This is a genomic window from Nocardioides alcanivorans, from assembly GCF_021555175.1.
In the GTDB taxonomy this organism is placed as follows: domain Bacteria; phylum Actinomycetota; class Actinomycetes; order Propionibacteriales; family Nocardioidaceae; genus Nocardioides; species Nocardioides alcanivorans.
In genome coordinates this window covers 22,003-46,669 of sequence record NZ_JAKGRW010000027.1, presented here as the reverse complement: position 1 = coordinate 46,669, position 24,667 = coordinate 22,003, and the positions used below count along the sequence as shown (strand labels likewise).

16 protein-coding genes and 5 pseudogenes are annotated in these 24,667 nt (G+C 68.6%); 6 read left to right on the top strand and 15 right to left on the bottom strand.

Features of this window, described 5'->3' with window-relative positions; genetic code table 11:
* Positions 1–12: 12 nt before the first annotated feature.
* Positions 13–1,295, bottom strand: a pseudogene (locus tag L1066_RS15055) (O-acetylhomoserine aminocarboxypropyltransferase/cysteine synthase family protein).
* A gap of 152 nt (positions 1,296–1,447) precedes the next feature.
* Positions 1,448–1,576 carry a hypothetical protein gene (locus tag L1066_RS26840; protein ID WP_283095447.1) on the bottom strand — a complete coding sequence of 43 codons (129 nt, stop codon included), beginning with the start codon at positions 1,574–1,576 and terminating at the stop codon, positions 1,448–1,450.
* Between L1066_RS26840 and L1066_RS15050 the strand changes: the two genes are divergently transcribed.
* Positions 1,569–1,865, top strand: a complete 297-nt coding sequence (locus L1066_RS15050; RefSeq protein ID WP_235737088.1) for a hypothetical protein — start codon at positions 1,569–1,571, stop codon at positions 1,863–1,865. The genes L1066_RS26840 and L1066_RS15050 overlap by 8 nt on opposite strands.
* A gap of 270 nt (positions 1,866–2,135) precedes the next feature.
* On the opposite strand, the pseudogene L1066_RS29180 reads toward L1066_RS15050, so the two are convergent.
* From L1066_RS29180 to L1066_RS15025, 4 genes and pseudogenes are all read right to left on the bottom strand, one after another.
* A pseudogene (locus tag L1066_RS29180) lies at positions 2,136–3,964 on the bottom strand (Rne/Rng family ribonuclease); the annotation flags it as partial.
* Positions 3,965–5,197: 1,233 nt separating this feature from the next.
* Positions 5,198–5,611, bottom strand: a complete 414-nt coding sequence (locus tag L1066_RS15030) for a DUF2344 domain-containing protein (protein WP_283095446.1) — start codon at positions 5,609–5,611, stop codon at positions 5,198–5,200.
* On the bottom strand, positions 5,611–5,901 hold the full coding sequence (locus tag L1066_RS26835) for a TIGR03936 family radical SAM-associated protein (protein ID WP_312007882.1): 291 nt from the start codon (positions 5,899–5,901) through the stop codon (positions 5,611–5,613). Before L1066_RS26835 ends, L1066_RS15030 begins: the two co-directional genes overlap by 1 nt.
* 96 nt (positions 5,902–5,997) lie before the next feature.
* Positions 5,998–7,131, bottom strand: coding sequence for a winged helix DNA-binding domain-containing protein (locus L1066_RS15025; RefSeq protein ID WP_235737086.1), 1,134 nt, complete (start codon positions 7,129–7,131; stop codon positions 5,998–6,000).
* 77 nt (positions 7,132–7,208) lie between these two features.
* Here L1066_RS15025 and L1066_RS15020 point away from each other — a divergent pair, with 77 nt between their 5' ends.
* From L1066_RS15020 to L1066_RS15005, 4 genes are all read left to right on the top strand, one after another.
* The gene (locus L1066_RS15020; protein WP_235737085.1) at positions 7,209–7,808 is read left to right on the top strand and encodes a hypothetical protein; all 600 of its coding nucleotides are present in this window, start codon (positions 7,209–7,211) and stop codon (positions 7,806–7,808) included.
* A 252-nt stretch (positions 7,809–8,060) separates the two neighbouring features.
* The gene (locus L1066_RS15015) at positions 8,061–8,606 is read left to right on the top strand and encodes a DUF4190 domain-containing protein (protein WP_376707686.1); all 546 of its coding nucleotides are present in this window, start codon (positions 8,061–8,063) and stop codon (positions 8,604–8,606) included.
* A gap of 152 nt (positions 8,607–8,758) precedes the next feature.
* Positions 8,759–9,919, top strand: a complete 1,161-nt coding sequence (locus L1066_RS15010; RefSeq protein ID WP_235737083.1) for an MFS transporter — start codon at positions 8,759–8,761, stop codon at positions 9,917–9,919.
* A gap of 260 nt (positions 9,920–10,179) precedes the next feature.
* Positions 10,180–11,133: a toll/interleukin-1 receptor domain-containing protein gene (locus L1066_RS15005; protein WP_235737082.1), complete on the top strand. Its 954-nt coding sequence runs from the start codon at positions 10,180–10,182 to the stop codon at positions 11,131–11,133.
* Between the two features lie 396 nt (positions 11,134–11,529).
* On the opposite strand, the gene L1066_RS15000 is transcribed toward L1066_RS15005, so the two are convergent.
* The 9 genes and pseudogenes from L1066_RS15000 to L1066_RS14960 all read right to left on the bottom strand — a co-directional run bounded on the left by L1066_RS15000 (position 11,530) and on the right by L1066_RS14960 (position 21,753).
* Positions 11,530–13,542: a TIGR03960 family B12-binding radical SAM protein gene (locus L1066_RS15000; protein ID WP_235737113.1), complete on the bottom strand. Its 2,013-nt coding sequence runs from the start codon at positions 13,540–13,542 to the stop codon at positions 11,530–11,532.
* A gap of 119 nt (positions 13,543–13,661) precedes the next feature.
* Positions 13,662–14,831, bottom strand: a complete 1,170-nt coding sequence (gene rodA / locus L1066_RS14995) for a rod shape-determining protein RodA (protein WP_235737112.1) — start codon at positions 14,829–14,831, stop codon at positions 13,662–13,664.
* Positions 14,832–14,836: 5 nt separating this feature from the next.
* Positions 14,837–16,884 (bottom strand): annotated as a pseudogene (gene mrdA / locus L1066_RS14990) (penicillin-binding protein 2).
* An 88-nt stretch (positions 16,885–16,972) separates the two neighbouring features.
* Positions 16,973–17,485 carry a rod shape-determining protein MreD gene (gene mreD / locus L1066_RS14985; RefSeq protein ID WP_235737081.1) on the bottom strand — a complete coding sequence of 171 codons (513 nt, stop codon included), beginning with the start codon at positions 17,483–17,485 and terminating at the stop codon, positions 16,973–16,975.
* Complete coding sequence (gene mreC / locus L1066_RS14980) at positions 17,482–18,411, bottom strand: rod shape-determining protein MreC (RefSeq protein WP_235737080.1); 930 nt, start codon at positions 18,409–18,411, stop codon at positions 17,482–17,484. Before mreC ends, mreD begins: the two co-directional genes overlap by 4 nt.
* Positions 18,411–19,411: pseudogene (locus L1066_RS14975) on the bottom strand (rod shape-determining protein). Before L1066_RS14975 ends, mreC begins: the two are co-directional and overlap by 1 nt.
* A 144-nt stretch (positions 19,412–19,555) precedes the next feature.
* A complete protein-coding gene (gene ndk / locus L1066_RS14970; protein WP_235737079.1) occupies positions 19,556–19,963 on the bottom strand; it encodes a nucleoside-diphosphate kinase in 408 nt (135 codons plus the stop codon).
* A 21-nt stretch (positions 19,964–19,984) separates the two neighbouring features.
* Positions 19,985–20,383 carry a DUF4233 domain-containing protein gene (locus L1066_RS14965; protein ID WP_235737078.1) on the bottom strand — a complete coding sequence of 133 codons (399 nt, stop codon included), beginning with the start codon at positions 20,381–20,383 and terminating at the stop codon, positions 19,985–19,987.
* Positions 20,380–21,753: a bifunctional folylpolyglutamate synthase/dihydrofolate synthase gene (locus L1066_RS14960; RefSeq protein ID WP_235737077.1), complete on the bottom strand. Its 1,374-nt coding sequence runs from the start codon at positions 21,751–21,753 to the stop codon at positions 20,380–20,382. The genes L1066_RS14965 and L1066_RS14960 overlap by 4 nt, the downstream gene beginning before the upstream one ends.
* A 141-nt stretch (positions 21,754–21,894) precedes the next feature.
* Between L1066_RS14960 and valS the strand changes: the two are divergent.
* Positions 21,895–24,569 (top strand): annotated as a pseudogene (valS, locus tag L1066_RS14955) (valine--tRNA ligase).
* Positions 24,570–24,667 lie beyond the last annotated feature (98 nt).

Below are 24,667 nucleotides of genomic sequence, written 5' to 3'. Positions count from 1 at the left end.
GGTTCTCTGCACTCACCTGGTGGCGGCGAGGGCCTGGGTGAGGTCGGCGATGAGGTCGTCGATGTGCTCGATGCCGACCGACAGGCGGACCATGTCCTCGGGTACGCCGGCCGCCTCGAGCTCCTCAGGCGTGAGCTGCGAGTGGGTCGTCGTCGCGTTGTGGATGGCCAACGACTTGGCGTCTCCGATGTTGGCGAGGTGGCTGAAGAGCTCCAGTGCCTCGACGAACTTCTTGCCGCCCTCGCGACCGGCCTTCACGCCGAAGCTGACCAGACCGCCGTAGCCGCCCTTGAGCGTGCGGTCGGCGATCTCCTTGTAGGCATCGCCGTCCAGGCCGGGGTAGCTGACCCACGCGACGTCGTCGTGGCCGTTGAGGAACTCCGCGACCTTGAGCGCGTTCTCGCTGTGGCGCTCCATACGCAGGTGCAAGGTCTCGAGGCCCTGCAGGAAGAGCCAGGAGTTGAGCGGGGCGACGGCCGCGCCGGTGTTGCGCAGCAACACCGTCCGGGCGCGGATGATGTAGGCGAGGTTGCCGACCGCCTCGGTCCACACCACACCGTGGTAGGCGCCGTCGGGCTTGGTCAGCCCCGGGAAACGGTCGGAGTGGGCCGCCCAGTCGAAGTTGCCGGAGTCGACGATGACACCGCCGATGGAGGTGCCGTGGCCACCGATGTACTTGGTGGCAGCGTGGGTGACGACGTCGGCGCCGAGTTCGAACGGCCGGCACAGGATCGGGGTGGGCGCGGTGTTGTCGAGGATCAGCGGCAGGCCCTGGGCATGGGCGACGTCGGCCCAGGCGCGCACGTCGATCACGTTGATCTTCGGGTTGCCGATCGTCTCGCCGAAGACGAGCCGGGTGCGGTCGTCGACGAGTGCCGCCAGCTCCTCCGGCTTGTCCGGGTTGACGAAACGCACCTCGATGCCGAACTGCGGCAGCGTGTGCGCGAAGAGCGCGTAGGTGCCGCCGTAGAGCGTGGAGAGCGCGATGATGTTGTCACCGGTGCCGGCGAGGTTGAGCACCGCGTAGGTGTTGGCGGCGGATCCGGAGGCGAGCGCCAGGGCACCCACTCCCCCTCGAGCTGCGTGATCCGCTGCTCGAAGACGTCTTGCGTCGGGTTCATGATCCGGGTGTAGATGTTGCCCGGCTCGGCCAGCGAGAACAGGTTTGCCGCGTGCTCGGTGTCGTTGAAGACGTAGGACGTCGTCTGGTAGATCGGCACGGCCCGCGAGTTGGTTGCGGGGTCTGCCTGCTCCTGGCCCGCGTGCACGGCAAGGGTCTCGGGACGGTAGTTCATGTTCACACTCTTCCTCGTCGAAGGTGATCGAAAGTCAACTGTTTTGGTTGACAATACGGGCGCGGTGGTGACCGAGAGAACGCGCTGCCCACATTGTGGCGTGAGGGACAACCCGGTGCCGGGTTGTCCCTCACGTGAGACGAATTCGTCGCTCAGCGCTTGCGCGAGCCCCGCTTCTTGACCGGCACGTGCAGGTCGGCAGGCTCGGCCTCGCTACCACCGCCGCCCGCGACCGTCGCCTCGGTGCTGGCACCGCCACGACGACGGGATCGGGTGACCACCTTCGGCGGCGGCGTGCTGGCAACGGCCTCGGGCACCGCCACGGTCTCGGTCGCCACCACGATCGGCTCGGCCGCCTTGGGCGTGATGACGCCCGTCCGTGCCGAACGTCGGGTACGGCTCACGGTGCTCACCGTCGGCGCGGCCGGTACGTCGGCACTCGTTGCCGACTGCGACGCGGCCGGCTCCACGACCGGGGCGGTCGCAGGCGTCGCGGCAGAGGCAGGCTCCGCCGGCGACGGCGCCGCACCAGGCGCCTCGGTCGGGGTTGCATCCGAGGGCTGGGCCTGAGCAGACCGGCGACCACGGCGCGACCGGGTCGACACGACCGGCGCTCCGCAGGAGCCTCGGCCGGCTCCCGGGTCACGGGTGCCTCGTTCGGCGTCTCGTCGACCTCGGCGGCGATGATCGGCTCGTTGTCGGGACGTGCCACGGCTGCCACGTCTGCTGGCGACGGGACGGCCGACGGTTTCGGGGTGTCCTGGCCCTGTCGGCCGTTGTCGCTGCGACGACCCTGCTTGGGCTGCTCGCCCTGCCCTGCTTGGGCTGGTCGTCCTGCTTCTGGCCACCCTTGCCCTTGCGGCCACGGCGCGGCTCGTCGTCACCTCGGCGCGGCTCGATCGGCATGTCGTGCACGACCACGCCACGGCCCTGGCAGTGGTCGCAGTTCTCGCTGAAGGCCTCGAGCAGGCCGGTGCCGATCCGCTTGCGGGTCATCTGCACCAGACCCAAGGAGGTGACCTCGGCGACCTGGTGGCGGGTGCGGTCCCGCCCCAGGCATTCCACCAAGCGGCGCAGCACGAGGTCACGGTTGGACTCGAGCACCATGTCGATGAAGTCGACGACGATGATGCCACCGATGTCACGCAGCCGGAGCTGACGGACGATCTCCTCCGCGGCCTCGAGGTTGTTCTTGGTGACGGTCTCCTCGAGGTTGCCGCCGGAGCCGGTGAACTTGCCGGTGTTGACGTCGACCACGGTCATCGCCTCGGTGCGGTCGATGATCAGCGAACCGCCGGACGGCAGCCAGACCTTGCGGTCCAGCCCTTGGCGATCTGCTCGTCGATGCGGTGCACCGCGAAGGAGTCGCCGCCGTCACCGGGCTCGAAACGCTCGACACGCTCGAGAAGATCCGGAGCGACGTGATCGACGTAGTCGTGGACGGTGTCCCAGGCGTCGTCGCCCTCCACCACGAGCTTGGAGAAGTCCTCGGTGAAGAGGTCGCGAACGACCTTGAGCGTCAGGTCGAGCTCGCCGTAGAGCAGCTTCGGGCCGTTGCCCTGCTTCGACTTGGCCTCGATGTCCTCCCAGCGCGCCTTCAGTCGCTCGACATCCTGGGTGAGCTCCTCCTCGGTGGCTCCCTCGGCCGCAGTACGCACGATGACGCCGGCGGAGTCGGGCACGATCTCCTTGAGGAGGGACTTGAGGCGAGCCCTCTCGGTGTCGGGGAGCTTGCGGGAGATGCCAGAGGTCGTGCCGTCGGGCACGTAGACCAGGAAGCGGCCGGCCAGGCTGACCTGGCTGGTGAGGCGAGCACCCTTGTGACCGATCGGGTCCTTGGTGACCTGCACCAGCACCGACTGGACCGCTGGAGAGCACCGACTCGATCTTGCGGGCTGGCCCTCCTTGGGGCCGAGCGCTGACCAGTTGACCTCACCGGCATAGAGCACTGCGTTGCGGCCCTTGCCGATGTCGACGAAGGCGGCCTCCATGGAGGGCAGCACGTTCTGCACCCGCCTGAGGTAGACGTTGCCGATCAACGAGTTCTGCGACTCACGCGAGACGTAGTGCTCGACGAGGACCTTGTCCTCCGAGCACGCCGATCTGGGTGAGCTCACCCTTCTGGCGCACGACCATGACCCGGTCCACCGACTCGCGGCGGGCCAGGAACTCGGCCTCGCTGACGATCGGAGCGGCGGCGCCGTCCGGCCTCGCGGCCCTCCCGGCGGCGCTGCTTCTTCGCTTCCAGACGGGCCGAGCCGCCGACCGCGGTGATCTGGTCGTCGCCGGTGCGGCTCTGCCGCACCCGAGTGACGGTGTTGGCCGGGTCGTCGGAGGAGTCACCGCTCGACTCGCCGGCGCGGCGACGACGCCGGCGACGGCGCGTGGTGCCCTCGCTCGACTCGTCGTCACCGTTGTCGTCGGTGTTGTCGTTGCCCTTCGTGCCGGCGCCGTCGGACGCGGCCTGGTCGGCTGCGTCGCCCTCGCCCTGGTCGCCGGAGTCGTCACCGTCGTTGTCGCCCTGGTCGCCGTTGCCCGAGCCCTTCGCGCCGGCGACGACCGCCACGGCGGCGACGCCGCCGTCCGGATCCCGGCCCGTCGCCCTCGCCGTCAGCGTTGTCACCCTCGTTGGTGTCGTCGCTCGTGACACCCTCGTCGCTCGACTCGGCCACACCCTCCGCCGCGACCGCAGCTTCCTCGGTGGTCGCGTCAGGAGCGGGCACCACGGTCTCGGGACCGGGTTCGGCAACGTCCTCGTCCGCTGCCTCGACCGGGGCGGCTGCGTCCTCGGCCGCCGCCTCGGCAACAGGCTTCTTGCGACTCCGGGTGCGGCGCTTGGGGGTCTCGGGCGCCTGGAAGAGGGGCACCGCGCCCGAAGCCGGCTCCTCCGCCTCCTCGGCGGCCGCCACGGCTGCGTCGGTCACCGGCTCCGCTGCGGCCTCCGAGACCTCCGGAGCGGGCGCTGCCGCCTTCTTCGCGCGGGTACGTCGGGTCGCGGCCTTCTTGACCGGTGCCGGGGTCTCCTCGGCGGGAGTCTCGCTCGTTGCCTCGGTTGCCGACTCAGCCAGCGACTCGGCGGTGGTGTCAGCGGCCTCCTCTGCCGGGACGACCTCGGCGGGCTTGGCCGCCTTCTTGCGGGGCGCACGCTTGGCGGCCTTCTTCGCCGGTGCCGCGGTCTCCTCGACTGCGGGGGCGGGCTCGGCGGTGGCCGACTCCGGGTTCTCGGGAGTCGGCACCTCGTCGAGGCCGGGATCCTCGGTGGCGACCGCCTTCTTGGCGGTGGTCTTCTTGGCTGCAGCCTTCTTGGCCGGAGCCTTCTTCGCCGTCTTCTTCGCGGCCGTCTTCTTCGCCGCGGCCTTCTTGGCCGGTGGCGTCACTTCCGCAGCCTCGTCACCGGCGTCGAGCAACGACTGCTGGGCGGGCTCTGCCGCGGCGGCCTTCTTCGCCGTCTTGCGGGGGCGCGCTTGGCGGTCTTCTTCGCCGGTACCTCCGCGGATTCCACGGATTCGAGGTCGGCGGGGTTGGTGTCTTCGTCGAGCATGTTCACGCTCCTCGGCGATGCCCTCACGGCACCACCTGGTCACCGCCTCCCGACACGAGTGCCGGGGACGTCAAGCCTTCGGGTGGCGACGAAGCCCTCCGCTTCGCGTCACTGGTGCCAACCGTGCCCACCCGCCGCGGTCGCAAGACCAGCGCTTCTGTCACCAGCGCAGGCCACGTCGCGGTCCGTTGGTCGCCGTCGTCACTCAGTGTGCCGAACCCTGCGGTCCGGCGAGAACGTCGTCGGGTCGGGGTGCGCGGCGAACCGCGTCACGACGACCTGAGGGCGAGTATCGCACACGACCCACCGCATCGGTTCATTCCGCGCAGCGGGTCGCGCCCAGATCTCGGCTCGGACCGGCTCAGGCCAGCGGGTCGCCGACGACGCCGTCGTCGCTGAGCGGACCCTGTTCGAGGCGGGTGAGGAGGGCCCGCTCCCCCAGGGCCGCACCGGTCTGCTCGGAGAGCGCACCGAGCACGTCGTCAGGGCGGACACTCGGCGTGCCGTGCCGCAGCACGAGGTCGATCCGGGAGCCCGCGTCAGCGGGCTCAGCGGCCAGGGAGACCACCGCGGCGCGGCAGTCGAAGATGCGCAACCCCTTCTTGGTCATCCGCTGCACCTCGACGGCCTCCTGACCGAGGAACCACGCCACTGCCGAACCGACGACGTCGACCGACTGCGGCAAGGTGATCTGCCAGCGGCTGCCCTCGAGGCGATCGGCGAGGGAGCCGGGCACGCTCTCGACCACCTGCATGATGTCGAGTCCCTCCGGCATCACCTCCCCAGCTGGCGAGCGATGTCGTCGGGCACCACCACCTCGGCGAGTGCGATCTCGAGGAACTCGGCCTCGCTCGCTGAGCCGGTGGGCGCGGCGCCGGCGTACGAGATCCGGGGGTGCGGGTTGAAGCCCGAGGAGTAGGCCATCGGGATCCGCGCGCGGAAGACGGCGCGCTCGAAGGCGCGGCTGAAGTCGCGGTGGCTGGTGAAGCGCATCCGACCGCGTTTGGCATAGCGGATCCGGAGCCGTTGGACGGGCGGGGCTTGCTGCTCGGGCTGTTCACGCACGGCCGCACGATACCGGCGCGCGAGCCGGTCCCGGGCATCGCGGCACGGATCAGGTCCCGAGGGCGACCCTCATGGCCTGCGAGATCCAGATCGAGTTCACCGGGACCCCGTCGCACCACGCTGCGATCCGCTCCCCCTCAGCCTCGAGCGCCCTGCGTGCCGAGGCGGGCACGTCGACCAGATAGGCGATCCGCACCTCGCCACCGGGGCCTTGGATCCAGCATCCCACCGGGCGAGCGTTGACCCAGGCCGTGGAGCCGGCGTTCCCCGGCCGTCGAAGAGCGGCTCCACGAGTCCGCCGAGGAGGAAGTCGCGCTGCTTCCAGCCCATCACCGTCGGGTCGAGGGCGGGCAGCAGGGCCACCCACGTGTCCCCTTCGGGGGTCTCGTCGAGGTCGTCGGGAAGCACCCATCCGGTGCCGCCGTCGTCGAGCGACACCGGCACGGCTCCGAGGTCGGTGAGCGCGCGCCGTACGGCCGCCTTGGTGGCGCCGAGCCACCAGACGATGTCGTCCTCGGTGCCCGGAGCGAAGGTGCGCAGCCAACGCTCGACGAGCGTTGCATAGCCGGCCGCGGACTCGTTGGCGACGAGCGGTTCGCCCAACCACTCGGTCATCGACGCCCACGTCGGCTTGTTGAGTCGCCAATGATGGGTCTGCCTGGCCCGCACCACGTCCCCCGCCGCGCTGAGCACGGTGAGCACGCGTGGCGCGACCGGTACCTCACCTCCGTAGGACTTGCCCGGGGCCATGTGCAGCATGCCCGCCACCGCGGGCACCTGCTTGCGGAGCTCCGCGGCCGTGAACTGACCGCCCCCGGCCAGGAACTCGTTGACCGCCGACTCCGCATCCCGCAGCCACATGGTTCCGTCCCGGGCGAGGCCGCACCGCTCGACGTCCTTCACCAATGCGTTGCGCTGCTGGGTCACCAACCTCGCCCCGGCGCTGCCGACGACATCGCCGAGCAGGTCCCGGGGCACCCCGAAGAGGGTGCGTCGCATCGCCAGCTGCCGCACCACCGAGCGCCGGCCGTGGAGCGCATCGTCGACATCGGCGACAGTGACGGCGTCGACCCGGGCCAGCAACGACAGGTGGACGGTGGAACTGTCCGTCGCATGGAGCACGGTCATGTCACCCACCGCGGTCTCGATGTCGGGTCGGCGGTGGGCGGGGTCGATCCCGTGGCGGGCGCGGATCCGGCGACGTCGCTCCGCATCACTGATGTGCAGCATGAGGCCAGTGTGGCGGTGCCGCCAACGCTGCGTCGACCCCGGTACCCTGACCGCGAGTCGCTGGAGAGAGGAGTGACGTGCCCCAACGCGCCACGCCGTCCCCACCTCCGGAGGACCCCTCCGAGCAACCCCTGTGGCGCGGCCAGCTCGCGCCCCGGGAGGGCAGCGAGGACGCCCGTGGCCACCGTCGACGTACGCCTCGCGGCTGGGGGCCCAACGTGGTCCGCATCCTCGTTGGCTTCCTGCTGGTCGGTGTGGTCGCCACCGGTGTGGTGCTGTGGATCCGCGGAAACGCACCTTCGCCGCTCGCGCTGAGCGAACTCGAGCCCGGCGACTGCTTGAGCAGCCCGGAGCTGGGACAGGCCGGCGCCGATCTCGCAAACCTGGAGCACGTCGACTGCGAGGACGAGCACGACGGAGAGGTCTTCGCCACCTTCGACGCGGGAGACGAGGTCACCGATCTCGACTCCGCCGGTGTCCGGTGCGGCGACCTGCTCGACGCCGTCGGCAGCAGCCTCCGCTCCGTGACGGAGCGCGGTTTCGAGGTGCGTCCACTAGCCGTGACACGGAAGATCTCACCCGACACCCGGGTGGTGTGTTTCCTGCGCAGCCGTGCGGGAGAGAAGATGACCGGAACCGTTGTGGACACCTCCGCCACACCGCAGACAGAGGACTGAGATGAGCGAGCCCCCTCCTACCCCGGCTCCGGGGACACCCCCGAGAACCCCGGTGGCGACTACCCGCCTCCGCCCACCCACCAGTCCTACGGGCAATCCAGCCAGGACCAGCCCCCGTACGGTCAACCCCAGTACGGCCAGCCCCAGTACGGTCAGCCGCAGTACGGCGATCAGCAGGCGGGGCAGTACGGGCAGCCGTACGGCCAGTGGCAGGGCGGCAACGACGCCGCGCGGTCGACCGACGGCGTCTCGATCACGGCGTTCGTGCTCAGCCTCACCTGCTGCCTGTCGCTCGTCGGCCTGATCCTGTCGTTCTTCGGTCTCAAGCGCACCAAGAACAACCAGCGCAAGGGCCGCTGGGCCGCGATCGCCGCGATCCCGGTCGGCATCATCGGCACGCTCATCCTGGTGGGCGGGATCATCGCCGTCGTGTGGGTCGTCAACAACACGGTGACGCCGGACAACGCCGAGGTCGGCCAGTGCATCAACATCGACGACGGCGACGACAACACGATCATGCTGCGCAAGAAGGACTGCGGCGACAAGCACGACGGCCAGATCTACGCCGTGGAGAAGCTCTCCGCCGATGACGCACGGGCCATCGACGACAACGGCGGCAACGCGACGCTGACCACGTGCAGCAGCGGCGAGGCACCGTTGGACAAGCTCGAGGCGGACGGCAAACGGGGCATCGTGCGCTGGGCGACCGAGGACCCGAAGGACCCGAGCGCAGGTGACACCGTCATCTGCTTCATCGAGGCCGACAGCGGCAAGCTCGACAAGAGCTACGTGGACTGAGCGAGCGTGGGTCACGACTGAGGCCTGGCTGCACCGCAGTCGTTGGTCGAGCCCCGCGAGACCCCGCGAGGCCGCGTCGAACGGGGTCGGGAGACGATACAGGACGTGTCTGTCTCCCGGCCCCGTTCGTCGTTCTCCCCCAGCGTCTGCTGGTGCTCATCGGCATCTTGACCGTCGCGGTCAATCTCCGCCCCGCTGCCGTCAGCGTGGGCCCGGTGCTCGCCGAGGTCACCGACGGGCTGGGGATGTCGCACACCGTGGCGGGTGTGCTCACCTCGTTGCCGGTCGTCGCGTTCGCCGGCTTCGGTGCCCTCTCCCCCTGGGCTGCCACCAAGGTGGGAGTCCACCGGGTGACGCTGATCGGCCTGCTGGGCGTGGTGGCCGGGCTGGCCGGACGAGCTCTGGTGCACTCCCCTGCCCTGTTCCTGCTCCTGACGATGCTGGCGCTGGCCGGCATGGCGGCCACCAACGTGCTGCTCCCGTCGCTGATCAAGCTGCACTTCCCGACCCGCATCGGCATCATGACCGCGGCCTACACCACGTCGTTGGCGATCGGCCTCACCGCAGCGCTCATGCTGACGGTCCCGATCAGCGAGGCGTTCGACAGCTGGCGCGTCGGCCTGGGCGTCTGGGCAGTGGTCGCGGCCGTCTCCGCCCTGCCGTGGCTCTCGCTGATCGTCCACGACAAGCAGGTCGAGCGGAAGAAGAGCGAGATCTCCTTGGGAGACGTCGCGCGGACCCGACTCGGCTGGATGATGGCGGTCTTCTTCGGCCTGCAATCGATCCAGGCCTACGCCGTCTTCGGCTGGTTCGCGCAACTCTGGCGTGACGCCGGCTACTCGCCCGCCACCGCCGGCAACCTCGTGGGCATCGTCGCCGCCGTGAGCATCCCGCTGTCGCTGTGGATCCCGGCTGCTGCCGCGCGACGTGCCGATCAGCGGGGCATCCTGATGGCCGTGCTGTCGTGCTATCCAGTCGGCTACATCGGCCTCATGCTCGCGCCGCACGACCTGGCCGTCCTGTGGGCCTTGCTCATCGGTGTCGGGGCCTGCAGCTTCCCCCTGGTGCTGGTCATGATCGGCCTGCGGACCCGCACACCCGCCGGCACCGCGGCGCTCTCCGGCTTCACCCAGTCGGTCGGCTACATCATCGCGGCGATCGGCCCGTTCACCGTCGGCGTGCTCTACGACGCCACGGGCGGTTGGACGATCCCACTCTGGTTCCTGCTCGCCCTCACCGTCCCGCAACTGTTCGTGGGTCTCCAGGCTGCCCGGCCCCGGTACGTCGAGGACGAGCTGCGCGAGCCGGCGTAGGACCCCGCTGACCAAAGGGGTTCACATGAACCCCTTCGGTCAGCGGATTGACCGTGCCCACCACCCAAGGGGTTCACATGAACCGCTTTGGTCAGCGTGGCGACCGTAGTCAGTCGTCACACCACGGACAGGGGCAGCAACTTCTGACCCGTGGGGCCGATCTGGATCTCGGTGGACATCTCGTGGCAGATGGGACGTTAAAGATATCCACGACCGCAGCCCGCCTCCCAGCCATGTCAGTCTTCTGGGACACTCACGACATGTCCACCGTCGCGCCCTCTATTCCGCCAAAGGCTTTCATCTCCTACTCCTGGGACAACGCGGAGCATATGGATTGGGTGCTGCAACTGGCGACCCGGCTTCGTCATGATGGCGTCGATGTTGTCCTCGATCGTTGGGATACCTCGCTCGGCTCCGATCTGAGCCTATTTATGGAGCAGTCCGCCGACATCGAGTTCCGCGTGGTCGCCATCGCTTCGGACACGTACACATCGAAGGCGGACAACGCTGAGGGCGGCGTCGGTTACGAGAGGAGAGTGATCACTCCAACTCTCATGGCCAATCTGGCTGGACACCGCATCATCCCTGTGCTGCGAAGCAATCCTTTCGCCGCCTTGCCGCGCTTTCTCGGGGCTGCGAAGTACGTCGATATGCGGGCGCCTGAAAGGTACGAGGATGCGTACTTCGAACTCCTCCAGGACCTACACGGCATGGAAGCAACACCTAAGCCACCGCTTGGCAGGAATCCCTTCCTACTTCACCCCGATAGCGAAGTCCGATCAGCAGTAAGCTGGAGCAAAGGTCGTTACGTCTCGCCAGGACTGAGTGGCACCGTGCAGTTCGACCACAGCAACGACGACGGGCAGTATGTGATTGGCGCGGGCGACCGATCCTTCACCCTCGCGTTTAGCGTCAGCGGACCCGATAGCGTAGTGATCTATCACGACCCGGCCGACATTAGGACAGTCGCACTAGCAAGAGACGCGACCGAGCCCTCCCACATAGGAGACGCATCTCAGTACGACGGCTCCAGTAGGGCGCGCGTCATCAAGACCGGGGACGCAGCAGTCGTGAGCAACGTCAACGGCTACTGGGCAGCCGTCTTCGTGGACGAAATCGAAGTCCGCGAGACGTCTCTAACTGGCGAACCGCGCATCACTTTCCGCTACTTCATTCCGGAAACCTGTACCCCGGAGTTCCGGCCAGGCACATGAAGCAAGGAGGGGTCGAAGGAACCTCTCCGCACTCCGTGACGATCACGATCTCGCAGCTGATCTCCGAAACCGTTGAGCGGCGTTTCTTAAGGTCTTCAATCTGCTCCATGGTGACCGTCGCCTGGCTCCTTCGCCCTGAGGTCTCTCTGAAGGAGAGCCCCGTATCCCGGTTATAGGCGTCGACGACAGCGGCGGGCAACCGCCCCCTAGCAGCGACTCGATACCCGCCGGCTCTGGATGCCGTTTTAGGACTCGATACGGCCTGTCAATCGCCATTCAACCGGGGCACCCACTGTCATCACGCATCGAGTCTGGTGCATCGCGACTCCGGAAGCGAAAGACGATGTTTCTAACTCTCAGTTACACAGCCCGACTGCAGGACCGCGTTTGCCCAGGTCAGACGACTGACAGCGGCAGTAGCTTCTGGCCCGTGGGGCCGATCTGGATCTCGGTGGACATCTCGGGGCACACGCCACAGTCGTAGCAGGGCGTCCAGCGGCAGTCCTCGATCTCGATGTCCTCGCCGTCGGCCGCCGCCAGGGCGTCCTCCCAGTCGCCCCACAGCCAGTCCTTGTCGAGACCCGAGTCGAGGTGGTCCCAGGGCAGCACCTCGTCGTAGCCACGCTCGCGGGTGGTGAACCACAGCAGGTCGACACCGGTGCCTTCGAGCCCGCGCTCACTGGCCTCGCTCCACCGGTCGAAGCTGAAGTGCTCGCTCCAGCCGTCGAACCGGCCGCCGTCGCGCCAGACCTCCTCGATGATGCGGCCGACGCGGCGGTCACCACGCGACAGCAGTCCTTCGATCAGGCCCGGCTTGCCATCGTGGTATCGGAAGCCGATGGCGCGGCCGTAGCGCTTGTCGTTGCGCACCTCGTCGCGCAGCTGGCGCAGCCGCTCGTCGGTGGTCTCGGGGTCGAGTTGCGCCGCCCACTGGAACGGGGTGTGCGACTTCGGCACGAAACCACCGATGGAGACGGTGCAACGGATGTCGTTGCGGCCCGACACCTCACGTCCCTTGGCGATGACCTTCTTCGCCAGGTCGGCGATGCCGAGCACGTCTTCGTCGGTCTCGGTCGGCAGGCCACACATGAAGTAGAGCTTCACCTGCCGCCAGCCGTGGGAGTACGCCGCCGCGACGGTCCGGATGAGGTCTTCCTCGGTGACCATCTTGTTGATGACCTTGCGCAGGCGCTCCGAGCCACCCTCGGGCGCGAAGGTCAACCCCGAGCGACGGCCGTTGCGGGAGAACTCGTTGGCGAGCGAGATGTTGAACGCGTCGACCCGCGTCGAGGGCAGCGACAACGAGACGTTGGACCCCTCGTAGCGGTCGGCCAGTCCCTCGGCCACCTCGGCGATCTCGGTGTGGTCGGCGCTGGAGAGTGACAGCAGGCCGACCTCCTCGAAGCCGGACTTGCGGATGCCGTTCTCCACCATGTCACCGATGGTGGTGATGGAGCGCTCGCGCACCGGCCGGGTGATCATGCCGGCCTGGCAGAAGCGGCAGCCACGGGTGCAGCCACGGAAGATCTCGACGGAGAAGCGTTCATGCACCGTCTCGGCGAGCGGCACCAAGGGCTTGGCCGGGTAGGGCCAGGCGTCGAGGTCCATGAGGGTGTGCTTGCGGATCCGGGCCGGCACGCCCGGAAGGTTGGGGACGACTGCGGCGATCTCGCCGGAGGTGTCGTCGTAGGAGACGTCGTAGAACTTCGGCACATAGACACCGCCCGTGGCGGCCAGCCGGAAGAGCAGCTCGTCGCGCGGCGTACGACCGCTGTCGAAGGCACCACCGTTGTCGGCGCAGTGCTGCTTCCACTCGCGCACCACCTCGGAGATCTTCAGCACGACCTCCTCGCCGTCACCGGGCACGGCCGCGTCGATGAAGTCGGCGATGGGCTCCGGGTTGAAGGAGGCGTGACCGCCGGCGATCACGATCGGGTCGCCCTCACCGCGGTCGACCGCGTGCAACGGGATCCCGGCGAGGTCGATGGCGTTGAGCATGTTGGTGTAGCCCAGCTCGGTCGAGAAGCTGATGCCGAAGAGGTCGAAGGAGCCCACCGGGCGATGCCCATCGACGGTGAACTGCGGGATCGGCCCCTGCTCGTCGCCGGTCCGCATCACCTGCTCGAGGTCGGGCCAGACCGAGTAGGTGCGCTCGGCGATGAGCCAGTCACGCTCGTTGAGCACTTCGTAGAGGATCTGCACGCCCTGGTTGGGCAGGCCGACCTCGTAGGCGTCGGGATACATCAGCGCCCAGCGGACGGTGACACCCTCCTCGGTCTCCGCCCCGCAGTTCCACTCCTTGTGGGTCGAGTTGAGCTCGCCACCGACGTACTGGATCGGCTTCTGCACCGAGGCGAGCCGGGGCTCGAGACGGGGAAAGACCGACTCCGGCTCAGGCTGGAGTCGCAGGTCGGGACCGGTCGTGGTCACAGGGAGTCACACCTCAAGGAACGGGGATGGAGGGCCAGGACAAAAGAGTACGTCGCCGGGCGGTCGGATGCGGAACCGAAGACGCCCGACAGCGAGGCTCACCGTGAGACGAGGTGACGGGTGGGCTCGGTGAACGAACCCGGGACGCCGGCGCTGGAGCGCAGGTGGATGTTCTGCAGCAGGCCGACCGCCATCATCACGGCAAACATCGAGGAGCCACCGTAGGAGATGAGCGGCAGCGGCACGCCCGTGACCGGCATGATCCCCAGGCACATGCCGATGTTCTGGAACGCCTGGAACCCGAGCCAGCACGCGATGCCCGAGGCCGCCACTCGACCGAACATGTCCTGGGCCCGGGCCGCGATGGCCAGCGCGCGCCACACCACGAGGCCGAGCAGCAGCACCAACAGCCCGGCGCCGAGCAGACCCAACTCCTCACCGGCGACGGTGAAGATGAAGTCGGTCTGCTGCTCGGGCACGAAGCCGGACCGCGTCTGGGAACCCGAGAAGAGGTTCTGCCCGAGAATGCCGCCGTTGCCGACGGCGATGCGGGCCTGCTCGGTGTTGTAGCCGGCGCCGGCGGGGTCGAGCGACGGGTTCGTGAAGGCCATGAATCGGTCGACCTGATAGGGCTTCAGGAAGCCCGCCACCACAGCCGTCGCGGCCACGGCCACCCCGGCCAGGGCGAGGCCACCCAGCCATCGGCGCTGCACCCCCGCCACGGCCAGGAGACCGAACACGGTGGCGGAGAGCACCAGCATCGTGCCGAGGTCGGGCTGCAGCATGATGAGCGCGGCCGGCACCGCCGCGATGCCGAGCAACCCGACCACGTCGAGGGCTCCGGTGCGCTTGCCCCACTCGGTGCGTTCGGCCGCCCACAGTGCCATCCCCGCCACCACGGCCAGTTTGGCGAACTCCGATGGCTGGATCGACATGCCGCCCACCATCAGCCACGAGCGTGATCCGTTGATGGTCGAGCCCATCAGGAGCACGAGCAGCAGGCCCACCATCGACACCACGTAGAGGATCGGGGTGAGCAGGCGGAGCCAGCGGTGGTCGGTGGCAAGCACCAGCACCATCAGCACCAGGCCGATGGCGACGTTGACGAGGTGCTTCTTGAGGAACGCGGTGCTGTCGCCCCCGGTGAGCGCGTCCTTGTTGGCGGTGGCCGACCACACCAGCAGCGTGCCCACGAGCAGCAGCACCGCGGTCGCCGCCATGAGCACCCAGTCGAGGCCCGACGTACGACGCCGCGCCAGTTGGCGCATCGGGCTCACCTCTTGGCCGCCTTCCGCTCGGTGACCGGCGGCAGGATCGCACCGTCCTCGGCGAAGACCGGAAGCCCGTTGCCGGCAACGACACCCGGGATGGCAGCCTTGGCCGGCTTCACCTGGTCGCCCTCGACCCCGTAGAGGGCCTCGTAGATGGCGCGGATCGCGGGGCCGTTGGTTCCCGAGCCGGTTCCACCCTGGCTCACCATCATCACCACGACGTAGTCGTCGGTGTAGGACGCCACCCACGAGGTGGACTGCTTGCCGTAGACCTCGGCCGAACCGGTCTTGGACCGGATCTCCACCTCATCGAGCGGGAACCCGTTGAGTCGCCAGGCCATCGTGCCCTGGCGACTGACTCCCTTGAGCGCGTCGTCGATGTAGGTGAGCACCGACTTCGGCAGGTCGAGCTTGGCCTGCACCTTCGGCTTGATCTTCTTCACCACGTTGCCGTCGGGGTCGACGATCGCCTTGCCGATGCGGGGTTCGTAGAGCACTCCCCGTTGACCAGCGCGGCGTAGGCCCGGGCCAGCTGCAACGGGGTGACGATGGTGTCGCCCTGGCCGATCGCGAAGTTGACGGCGTCACCGGCGCGGTAGGCGTAGCCCTCGATGCAGAACTCCCGGGCGAAACGCTTCAGGAAGTCGCTGGCATCGGGCGGCGGGTCGTCGGCGATGTCGCAGTAGTAGTCCTTCTGCGACTCGTAGTAGGCCTTCTTCCACTTCCGGTCGGCGATCCGCCCCGATGCCTCGCCGGGCAGGTCGAGCCCGGTGCGCTTGCCGAAGCCGAAGTCCTTGGCCTCCTGCACCAGCGGGTCCTTGGCGTTGACGTCAGCCACGTCGGAGCCCATCCGCTGCCAGAAGTCGTAGCCGATCCGATAGAAGAAGGTGTTGCACGAGACCTCGAGGGCCCGGTCGAAGCCGATCGACCCGTAGGCGCCCGACTCGTAGTTCTTGAAGGCGCGGTTGCCGACCTGGAACGACGAGGAGCAGGCGAGCCGGGTGTCCGGGCTGTAGCCGTTGGTCAGGGCGCCCGCGGTCATGAAGGGCTTCCAGGTCGAGCCGGGGGCGAACTGCCCTTGGGTGACGCGGGAGAGCAGCGGGGTGCCCGCGGCCTCGGAGTAGAGCTGCTCGAGCTGCTTCTCACTGATGCCGCCGACCCACACCTCGGGGTCGTACGTCGGTTGGCTCGCCGCCGCAACGATCCGCCCGGTGTCGGCCTCGAGGACGATCGCAGCTCCCGAGTCGGCGACGTAGTTCTTGCCCGTCACCGAGTCATGGGTCGCTCGCGCGGTCTCGATGGTCTGGGCCAGCTGCTGCTCGACCACTGCCTGGACCTGCGCATCGAGCGAGGTCACGAGCGTGTCGCCCGGGCTGCCCTCGTCGACGCTGTGCTCACGCAACACCCGGCCCATCGAGTCGACCTCGACGCGCTGGTAGCCCGGCATCCCGCGCAGCCACTTGTCGTACTGCTTCTCCACGCCGGCCCGCCCGACACGCGAGGCGCCGTTGACGGAGGTGTCGTTCTCCTCCTCGGCGGCTTCCATCTCGCCCTCGGTGATCGGACTGAGATAGCCGAGAAGGTGCGCCGCATTGATCCCGAAGGGCTGCGGGTAGCTGCGCAGTGACTGCTGTTGCGCGATCACTGCCGGGTAGTCCTCGGGCTGCTCGAGGATGCGCAGTGCCACGTCCTGGTCGACGTCCTGGGCGATCGGCACCGGCTGGTAGGGCGACCCGTTCCAACACGTCCCCGCGACGCTCCCGCTCTGCCCGCAGTCAAGGAGCATCGCGCGGATGCGCTTGGCCTTCACCCCGACCGCCTTGGAGAGGCGGCGCAGCAACGTGTCGGACTCGCCCTCGGGCAGCTTGCCGAGGGTCGTGCGGTCGACGGAGAGCACCCAGGAACTGCGGTTGGCCACCAGTGAACGTCCTTGGGCGTCGACGATCAACCCGCGATCGGGCTGGAGCACGATCTCGCGCACGGACTGGGATTCGGCACGTGCCTGGTAGGCCTCGCCGCCGTCGACCTGGAGGTACCAGAGCCGGACCATGAGGGTCGCGAACAGGCTCAGCACGAGGCACTGGATGACGATCAACCGCAGGCGGCTGCGTCGGACGCCGGTCAACGCATGCATCGGATCACCACACCACCCGTCCCGGGGTGAGCCGGCGCAACAGCAGCAGGACTGCCGGCACCACGAGCGCTGCCAGGAGCAGGTCCCAGCCCATGCCCCAGATCGTGACCCTGAGCATCTCGGTCACGGAACCGGCGGCGTCCCGCAGGACCACTCCCGACAGGGCGAAGACGGAGGAGGAGACGAAGGAACAGGCCAGCACGGTGAGCGCCACGGTGCCCCAGGTCGGCCGCACGTCCTGGCGGAGCCGCCCGGCGACGTACCCCGCGAGCATGAGGGCCAACGCCCAGCGGCCGGCGACGTGCTCGGCAGGCGGGGCGAGATCGACGAGCATCCCGGCCGAGAATCCCAGGACCGCGCCGAACTGGGCGCCCTGCATGAGGCCCGCCGCGACGACGACGAGCAGCACGAAGTTCGGCACCACTCCCTCGATCAAGGCGTGCGAGAAGACACTGACCTGCAGCACCAGGGCCACGACGACGAGTACGGCGAGGGTCAGGTTGCGCGCGAGGGTCACTGCTTCTCCTCCGCATTGAGCACTCCCCGGTCGGAGGCGGTGCCTGCCTTGACCACGACCCCGACGATGTCGAGCGACGTGTAGTCGACGAACGGCCGAACCTCCGCCTTGAGGCTGGTCTCGCGCGGGCTGCTGCTCACCGAGACGACCTCCCCGACGGGGATGCCCGAGACGTAGGGGCCGGCGCCCTGGCTCCCCCACGTGGTGACGACGTCGCCGGCCTCGACCACAGCGCCCGCATCGACCAGATCGAGAGCCAGGGTGCCGTCGTTCCCGATGTCACCAGTGCCGTTCAGGAAGCCCAGCTCCATGCTGGAGGTGACCCGAGCCCCCACGACCGACTGCTCGTCCGCCGCCAGGAGCACCGTCGCCGTGGTGCGCGTGACCCGCAGGACCCGACCGACCAAGCCGTCTCGGTTGATGACGGTGAGGTCGGGAGTGATGCCGGAGGAGCTCCCGGCGTCGATGGTGACGGTGCGGCTGAAGGACTGGGCCGGTCCGATGGCGATGACCCGAGCGGGAACGACCTGTCTACCGGCCTCCTTCGCGCTGGTCGCGAGGGCGTCGTACTCGGCGAGGCGGTTGCGATCGAGCCCGACCGTGCGGTTCTCCGCCTGCAGTGCCGCCTTCTCCTTCTCCAGCCGCTCGACGTCGTCTCGCAGCGAGTTGCGAGTGCGGAAGTAGTCCGGGACGGCGGCGAGCGGCTCGATCGCACTGGTCGCGGCCGACTCCACCGGCCCGAGCACCTCACCGACGACGCGGCGTGGTCCCTCCAACGGGGAGCTGTCCCCGCCGACGTGGTCGAGCGTCATGACCGTGGCGCAGGCCAGCACCAGGGCGAGCACCACGGTGCCCTTCGGCCGGTTGGGGCCGTCCGACGGCTCACGTCGCATCCGGCGTTCGCGCCCCAAGGACTCCCAGACCATCAGAACCGCCGGTGGTCGGAGACCAGCACCTGCTGGAGGGCGTCGAACTCCTCCACGCAGCGGCCGGCACCGAGCGCGACCGAGGACAGGGGGTCGTCGGCGATGTGGACGGGCATACCGGTCTCGTGGCGGATCCGCTCGTCGAGGCCGCGCAGCAACGCGCCGCCACCGGTCAGCACGATGCCGCGGTCCATGATGTCGCCGGCGAGCTCCGGGGGCGTCTGGTCGAGGGTGTGGCGCACCGCGTCGACGATGTTGTGCAGTGGCTCCTCGAGGGCCTGGCGCACCTCCGCGCTGGAGACCAGGACGGTACGGGGCAGCCCCGAGACCATGTCGCGGCCACGGACCTCCGCTTCCACCTCCTTGGCCAGCGGGAACGCCGACCCGAGCGACATCTTGATCTCCTCGGCGGTGCGCTCGCCCAGCAGCAGGGAGTAGGTCTTCTTCATCCAGGAGATGACTGCCTGGTCGAGGTCGTCGCCAGCGGTGCGGATCGAGAGCGAGGTGACGATGCCGCCGAGTGAGATGACCGCGACCTCCGTGGTGCCGCCCCCACGTCGACGACCATGTTGCCGGTTGCCTCGTGCACGGGCAGTCCGGCACCGATGGCGGCGGCCATGGGTTCCTCGACGATGTAGACCCGTCGGGCGCCGGCCTGGTAGCCGGCCTCCTTGACGGCACGCTGCTCCACCGGCGTGATGCCGCTGGGCACGCACACGACGAGACGGGGCTTGGCCAGGTAGCGGCGCTTGTGAACCTGCCGGATGAAGTGGCGGAGCATCTGCTCGCAGCCCTCGAAGTCGGCGATGACGCCGTCCTTGAGGGGCCGGAGCGCGACGATGTTGTCAGGGGTGCGGCCGATCATCCGCTTGGCCTCGTGGCCGACCGCGAGGACCTCGCCGGTCGTGGCGTTCATCGCCACCACCGAGGGCTCGTCGAGCAACACACCGCGACCTCGGACGTACACCAGGGTGTTGGCGGTGCCGAGGTCCACGGCCATGTCACGACCGATGATGCTGTTCGCCATCGCTGGACCCTTGCTCGTGTGTCTCTGGGGGAAGTGCACGCCGAGGGCACGACGCGCCAGTCACGAGGCTAAGAGCGCAGGAGGGTCAGTCCGGGGAGGACACGCGGACCGGATGGGTCACAGCGTGGGGAACCAGATGCCGATCTCTCGCTCGGCCGACTCCGGGGAGTCGGATCCGTGCACGAGGTTCTCGCGGTTGGAGAGGGACAGGTCACCGCGAATGGTGCCGGGAGCGGCCTTGCGACCGTCGGTGGCACCGTTGAGGGCGCGCACGACCTCGATCGCCTCGTCGCCCTCGAGCACCAGCACCACAAGGGGCCCGGAGGTGACGAAGGCGCGCAGCGGCGGGTAGAAGTCGCGTTCGACGTGCTCGGCGTAGTGCTCGTCGGCCTTGGCCGCGTCGATCGTGCGCTGCTCCATGGCCACGATGCCCAGCCCCTTGGCCTCGTAACGGGCCAGGATGTTGCCGACCAGCCCGCGGCGTACGGCGTCGGGCTTCAGGATCACGAGGGTGCGCTGCGTCATGGAGCGCAGCCTACTGGGCGCTCAGCCCTGCTGTTCTGCCGCCCATCGCTCCCAGGCGAGTGCTCGTTCAGCCTCGATGCGCCGTCCGAGGAAGTACCCGGTGGCCCACAACAGCGCGAAGAGTCCGCCGATGAAGAACATGATCGGCACCAGGAACCCCAGGCAGATCGCACCGACCTGGATCGCCCAGCCGAGTCCGTAGGCCCACTCGGCACGCAGCATGCCGGCCACCACGATGCAGGCGAGCGCCAACCCCAGCCCGAGCACGAGCGCGGGGGTGCGATCGACGTCGCCGAGGAAGATCATCACCGGCGCACTCAGGCCGAGCGCGATTGCCTCAAGACCCAGGATGCCCGAGCACATGCCGCGCCGGGGTGACTTGTGTGCCTCTGCGGGGAGCTCCACCGACTCGTCGTTCACTTGCGCCTGCCCTTCAACATCGTGCGCGCCTCACCGACGGTGATGACCGAACCGGTCACCAGGACGCCACCCGACCCGAGGGCGTCGCCAAAGGCCTCACCCGCCTCAGCGAGGGCGGCAGCGCGGTCGATCGCCTCGGAGAGATCCTCCACCACGGTGACCCGGTCGGGCCCGAAGATCTCCTCCGCCCGCCGGCCCAGCTCCGCACCCGACATCGAGCGCGGCGTGGAGTTGCGGGTGCAGATGAGATGGGTCAACTCGGGCTCGAAGGCGGCGAGCAACCCCTCGACGTCCTTGTCGGCCATCACGCCCATCACTCCGATCAGCGGCGAGAACGCGAACGACTCCTCCAGCGTGGCAGCCGTCGCTGCCGCACCGGCGGGGTTGTGGGCGGCGTCGAGGACGATCGTGGGACTGCTCCGGATCACCTCGAGGCGGCCGGGCGAGGTGAAGTCGGCGAAGGTGGCGCGCACCAGCTCGTCGTCGAGCGGTTCACCGCCGAGCAGCGCCTCGACCGTGGCCAGCGCGACGGCAGCGTTCTGGGCCTGGTGGGCGCCGTGCAAGGGCAGGAAGAGGTCGTCGTAACGCGCGTGCAGGCCCTGCACCGAGATGACCTGACCACCGACACCGGGGACCCGGCTCAGCACCGAGAACTCGATGCCCTCCCGAGCAACGGTGGCACCGACCTCGGCCACCCGCTCCAGGAGGACCGCGGCAACCTCGGGAGTCTGCTCCGCGAGCACGACCCGGGAACCCGCCTTGATGATGCCGGCCTTCTCGCGGGCGATCAGCCGCAGATCGTCACCGAGGTAGTTCGCGTGGTCGAGTGCGACTGGAAGGACCACGGCCACGTCCCCGTCGGCGACGTTGGTGGCGTCCCAGCCACCACCCATGCCCACCTCGACCACGGCCACGTCGACCGGCGCGTCAGCGAACGCGGCGAAAGCCATCCCCACCACGGCTTCGAAGAACGAGAGCGGGTGCGGCTGGTCGTGGTCGACCATCCACAGGTAGGGCGCGACATCGTTGAACGCGCGCACGAAGGCCTCGTCGTCGATCGGCTCACCGTCGACGGAGATCCGCTCGTTCATCCGCTCCACGTGCGGACTGGTGAACCGCCCGGTGCGCAGGTCGAGGGCGCGCAGCAGGGCGTCGACCATGCGCGAAGTCGAGGTCTTGCCGTTGGTCCCCGTCAGGTGGACCACCCGGTAGGCACGTTGCGGGTTCCCCAACAGCTCGGCAAGGGCCCGAATGCGGTCGAGCGAGGGCTCCAACCTGGTCTCGGGCCACCGGGAGAGGAGAGCGTCCTCGGCCTCGGCGAAGGTCCGAGCCGGACGGACTTCAGGGGCTGCGTGCGAAGCATCTGTCATGATCCGGTCAGTCTATCGGTGCCCCAGGCAGCGGCAGGACTCCTGTCACTGCCTTCGGTTGATTCGATGACCCGGATCACCGAGCCCGTCATCGGCAACTCGCTTTTCGCCGGCCCGTGTCACACCCGTAACATTCAGGGCATGAATGAGAACGCTCCTGCCGACCTGTCCACGACGCCCGCCGACACGCGCGCCGTCGTCGTACCGGACAAGCCGGCCCTGGAGGGCCTCGAGGAGAAGTGGGCCGCGCGGTGGAAGCAGGACGCCACCTACGCCTTCGACCGCACCCAGCCGCGGGAGAACGTCTACTCCATCGATACTCCCCCGCCGACCGTGTCCGGTTCGCTGCACGTCGGCCACGTCTTCTCCTACACCCACACCGACGTCATCGCCCGTTACCAGCGGATGACCGGCAAGTCGGTCTTCTACCCGATGGGCTGGGACGACAACGGCCTGCCGACCGAGCGTCGGGTGCAGAACTACTTCGGCGTCCGTTGCGACCCGAGCCTGCCCTACGACGCCGACTTCACCCCACCGGAGAAGCCGAACCCGAAGAAGCAGGTGCCGATCTCACGCCCGAACTTCATCGAGCTGTGCGAGCAGCTCGTCGAGGAGGATGAGAAGGCGTTCGAGTCCCTGTGGCGCACCCTCGGCCTCTCGGTCGACTGGGACACCACCTACACGACGATCGGCAAGGACGCCCAGACCGTCAGCCAGCGCGCGTTCCTGCGCAACTTCGCCCGCGGCGAGGCCTATCTGCAGGAGGCCCCCACGCTGTGGGACGTCACCTTCCAGACCGCCGTCGCCCAGGCCGAGCTCGAGGCGCGCGAGTACGCCGGTGCCTACCACCGCGTCGCGTTCCACCGGGTCTCGACAAGCTCGACCAACGACGGGAGCGGCCCGACCAACGACGGGAGCGGCTCGACCAACGACGGAGTGGAGCCGATCTACATCGAGACCACCCGCCCGGAGCTGATTCCCTCAGTGGTTGCGCTGATCGCCCACCCCGACGACGAGCGCTACGCCGACCTGTTCGGCACCACCGTCACCTCCCCCGTCTTCGGCGTGGAGATCCCGGTGCTCGCCCACCCGGCAGCCGAGAAGGACAAGGGTGCCGGTATCGCGATGTGCTGCACCTTCGGTGACCTCACCGACGTGCAGTGGTGGCGGGAGCTGCAACTGCCGGTGCGCACCGTGATCGGCCGCGACGGCCGCTTCACCCGCGAGACCCCCGCATGGCTCTCGAGCGACCAGGCGGCGACGCACTATGCCGACCTGGCCGGCAAGACTGCATTCAGCGCCCGCGAGGCGATGGTGGCCAAGCTGCGCGAGACCGGCGACCTCGACGGCGACCCCAAGCCGACCCAGCGCATGACGAACTTCTTCGAGAAGGGTGACAAGCCCCTGGAGATCGTCTCCACCCGCCAGTGGTACATCCGCAACGGCGGTCGGGACACCGACCTGCGCAAGACGTTGGTCGGCGAGGGCACCAAGATCACCTGGGTCCCCGAATACATGAAGCACCGCTATGACAACTGGGTCGGCGGCCTCAATGGTGACTGGTTGGTGTCGCGCCAGCGCTTCTTCGGCATCCCTTTCCCGGTCTGGTACCCCCTCGACGCCGAGGGTGAGCCCGACTACGACCATCCGCTGCTGCCCGCCGAGGCGGAGTTGCCGGTCGACCCGTCCACCGACGCCCCGCGTGGCTTCACCGAGGCGCAGCGCGGCCAGGCGGGTGGCTTCCTCGGCGACCCCGACGTGATGGACACCTGGGCGACGAGCTCGCTGACCCCACACATCGCCGGTGGCTGGGAGCGTGACAACGACCTGTTCGAGCGCGTCTTCCCGATGGACCTGGCCACCCAGGCCCACGACATCATCCGCACCTGGCTCTTCTCCCGCGTCGTGCGGGCGCACTTCGAGAACGGCCAGGTTCCTTGGTCGCACGCCCTGATCTCGGGCTTCGTGGTCGACCCGGACCGCAAGAAGATGTCGAAGTCGAAGGGCAACGTGGTCGTGCCCACCGAGATCCTCGAGAAGTTCGGGGCCGACGCGGTCCGTTGGCGCGCTGCCATGGCCCGGCCGGGCCTGGACTCCCCTTCGACGAGACCCAGATGAAGGTCGGGCGTCGACTCGCGATGAAGGTCCTCAACGCCTCCAACTTCGTGCTCGGCAAGGTCGGCGCCACGGGGCTCACTCCCTCGGCGATCTCCGAGCCGGTCGACTGTGCGCTCATGGGCCGTCTTGCCAATGTGGTGACCGCCGCCACGGAGGCGTTCGAGGCCTACGACTACACGACCGCACTCGAGGTCACGGAGCGCTTCTTCTGGGAGTTCTGCGACGACTACCTCGAGTTGGTCAAGGAGCGGGCCTACGACGAGGAGGGCGGCCTGGCCACGGACTCCGCCCGCGCCACGCTGGTGACCGCGCTGCACACCGTGCTGCGCCTGCTCGCACCCTTCCTGCCCTACGTCACCGAAGAAGTCTGGTCGTGGTGGCAGGACGGTTCCGTGCACACCGCCGCCTGGCCGCAGGCCACCGAGCTCGGCTCTGCCGCCGCCACCGATCCGGCGGCCCTCGATGCGATCGCCGCCGCCCTTGCCGGCATCCGCGGCGCAAAGTCGCAGGCCAAGGTCTCGATGAAGACCGAGATCTCCCGCGCCGAGTTCACCGGCAACCAGGCGGAGCTGCGCGCGATCGGCGATGCCGAGGCCGACCTGCGTCGCGCTGGCAAGGTGACCGGTGACTTCGTGCTCACCGAGCAGGAGGACGCCACCGAGGTCACCGTCACCGCAGAGCTCGTCCAGGCTGACTGAGTACCTGATCGAGAAGGCTCGACCCGCGCAGCAGGCCATCGTCTGCTGGGACGCGGACTGAACATGACGAAGGGCCCCACCGAGGTGGGGCCCTTCGT

Bases quoted from the DNA above. Each gene is read 5' to 3' on its own strand.
- mreC (WP_235737080.1), bottom strand. From the start codon at position 18,411: ATGGTCTGGGAGTCCTTGGGGCGCGAACGCCGGATGCGACGTGAGCCG.
- L1066_RS15030 (WP_283095446.1), bottom strand. From the start codon at position 5,611: ATGCCGGAGGGACTCGACATCATGCAGGTGGTCGAGAGCGTGCCCGGC.
- rodA (WP_235737112.1), bottom strand. From the start codon at position 14,831: ATGCGCCAACTGGCGCGGCGTCGTACGTCGGGCCTCGACTGGGTGCTC.
- L1066_RS15005 (WP_235737082.1), top strand. From the start codon at position 10,180: ATGTCCACCGTCGCGCCCTCTATTCCGCCAAAGGCTTTCATCTCCTAC.
- L1066_RS15025 (WP_235737086.1), bottom strand. From the start codon at position 7,131: ATGCTGCACATCAGTGATGCGGAGCGACGTCGCCGGATCCGCGCCCGC.
- ndk (WP_235737079.1), bottom strand. From the start codon at position 19,963: ATGACGCAGCGCACCCTCGTGATCCTGAAGCCCGACGCCGTACGCCGC.
- L1066_RS14960 (WP_235737077.1), bottom strand. From the start codon at position 21,753: ATGACAGATGCTTCGCACGCAGCCCCTGAAGTCCGTCCGGCTCGGACC.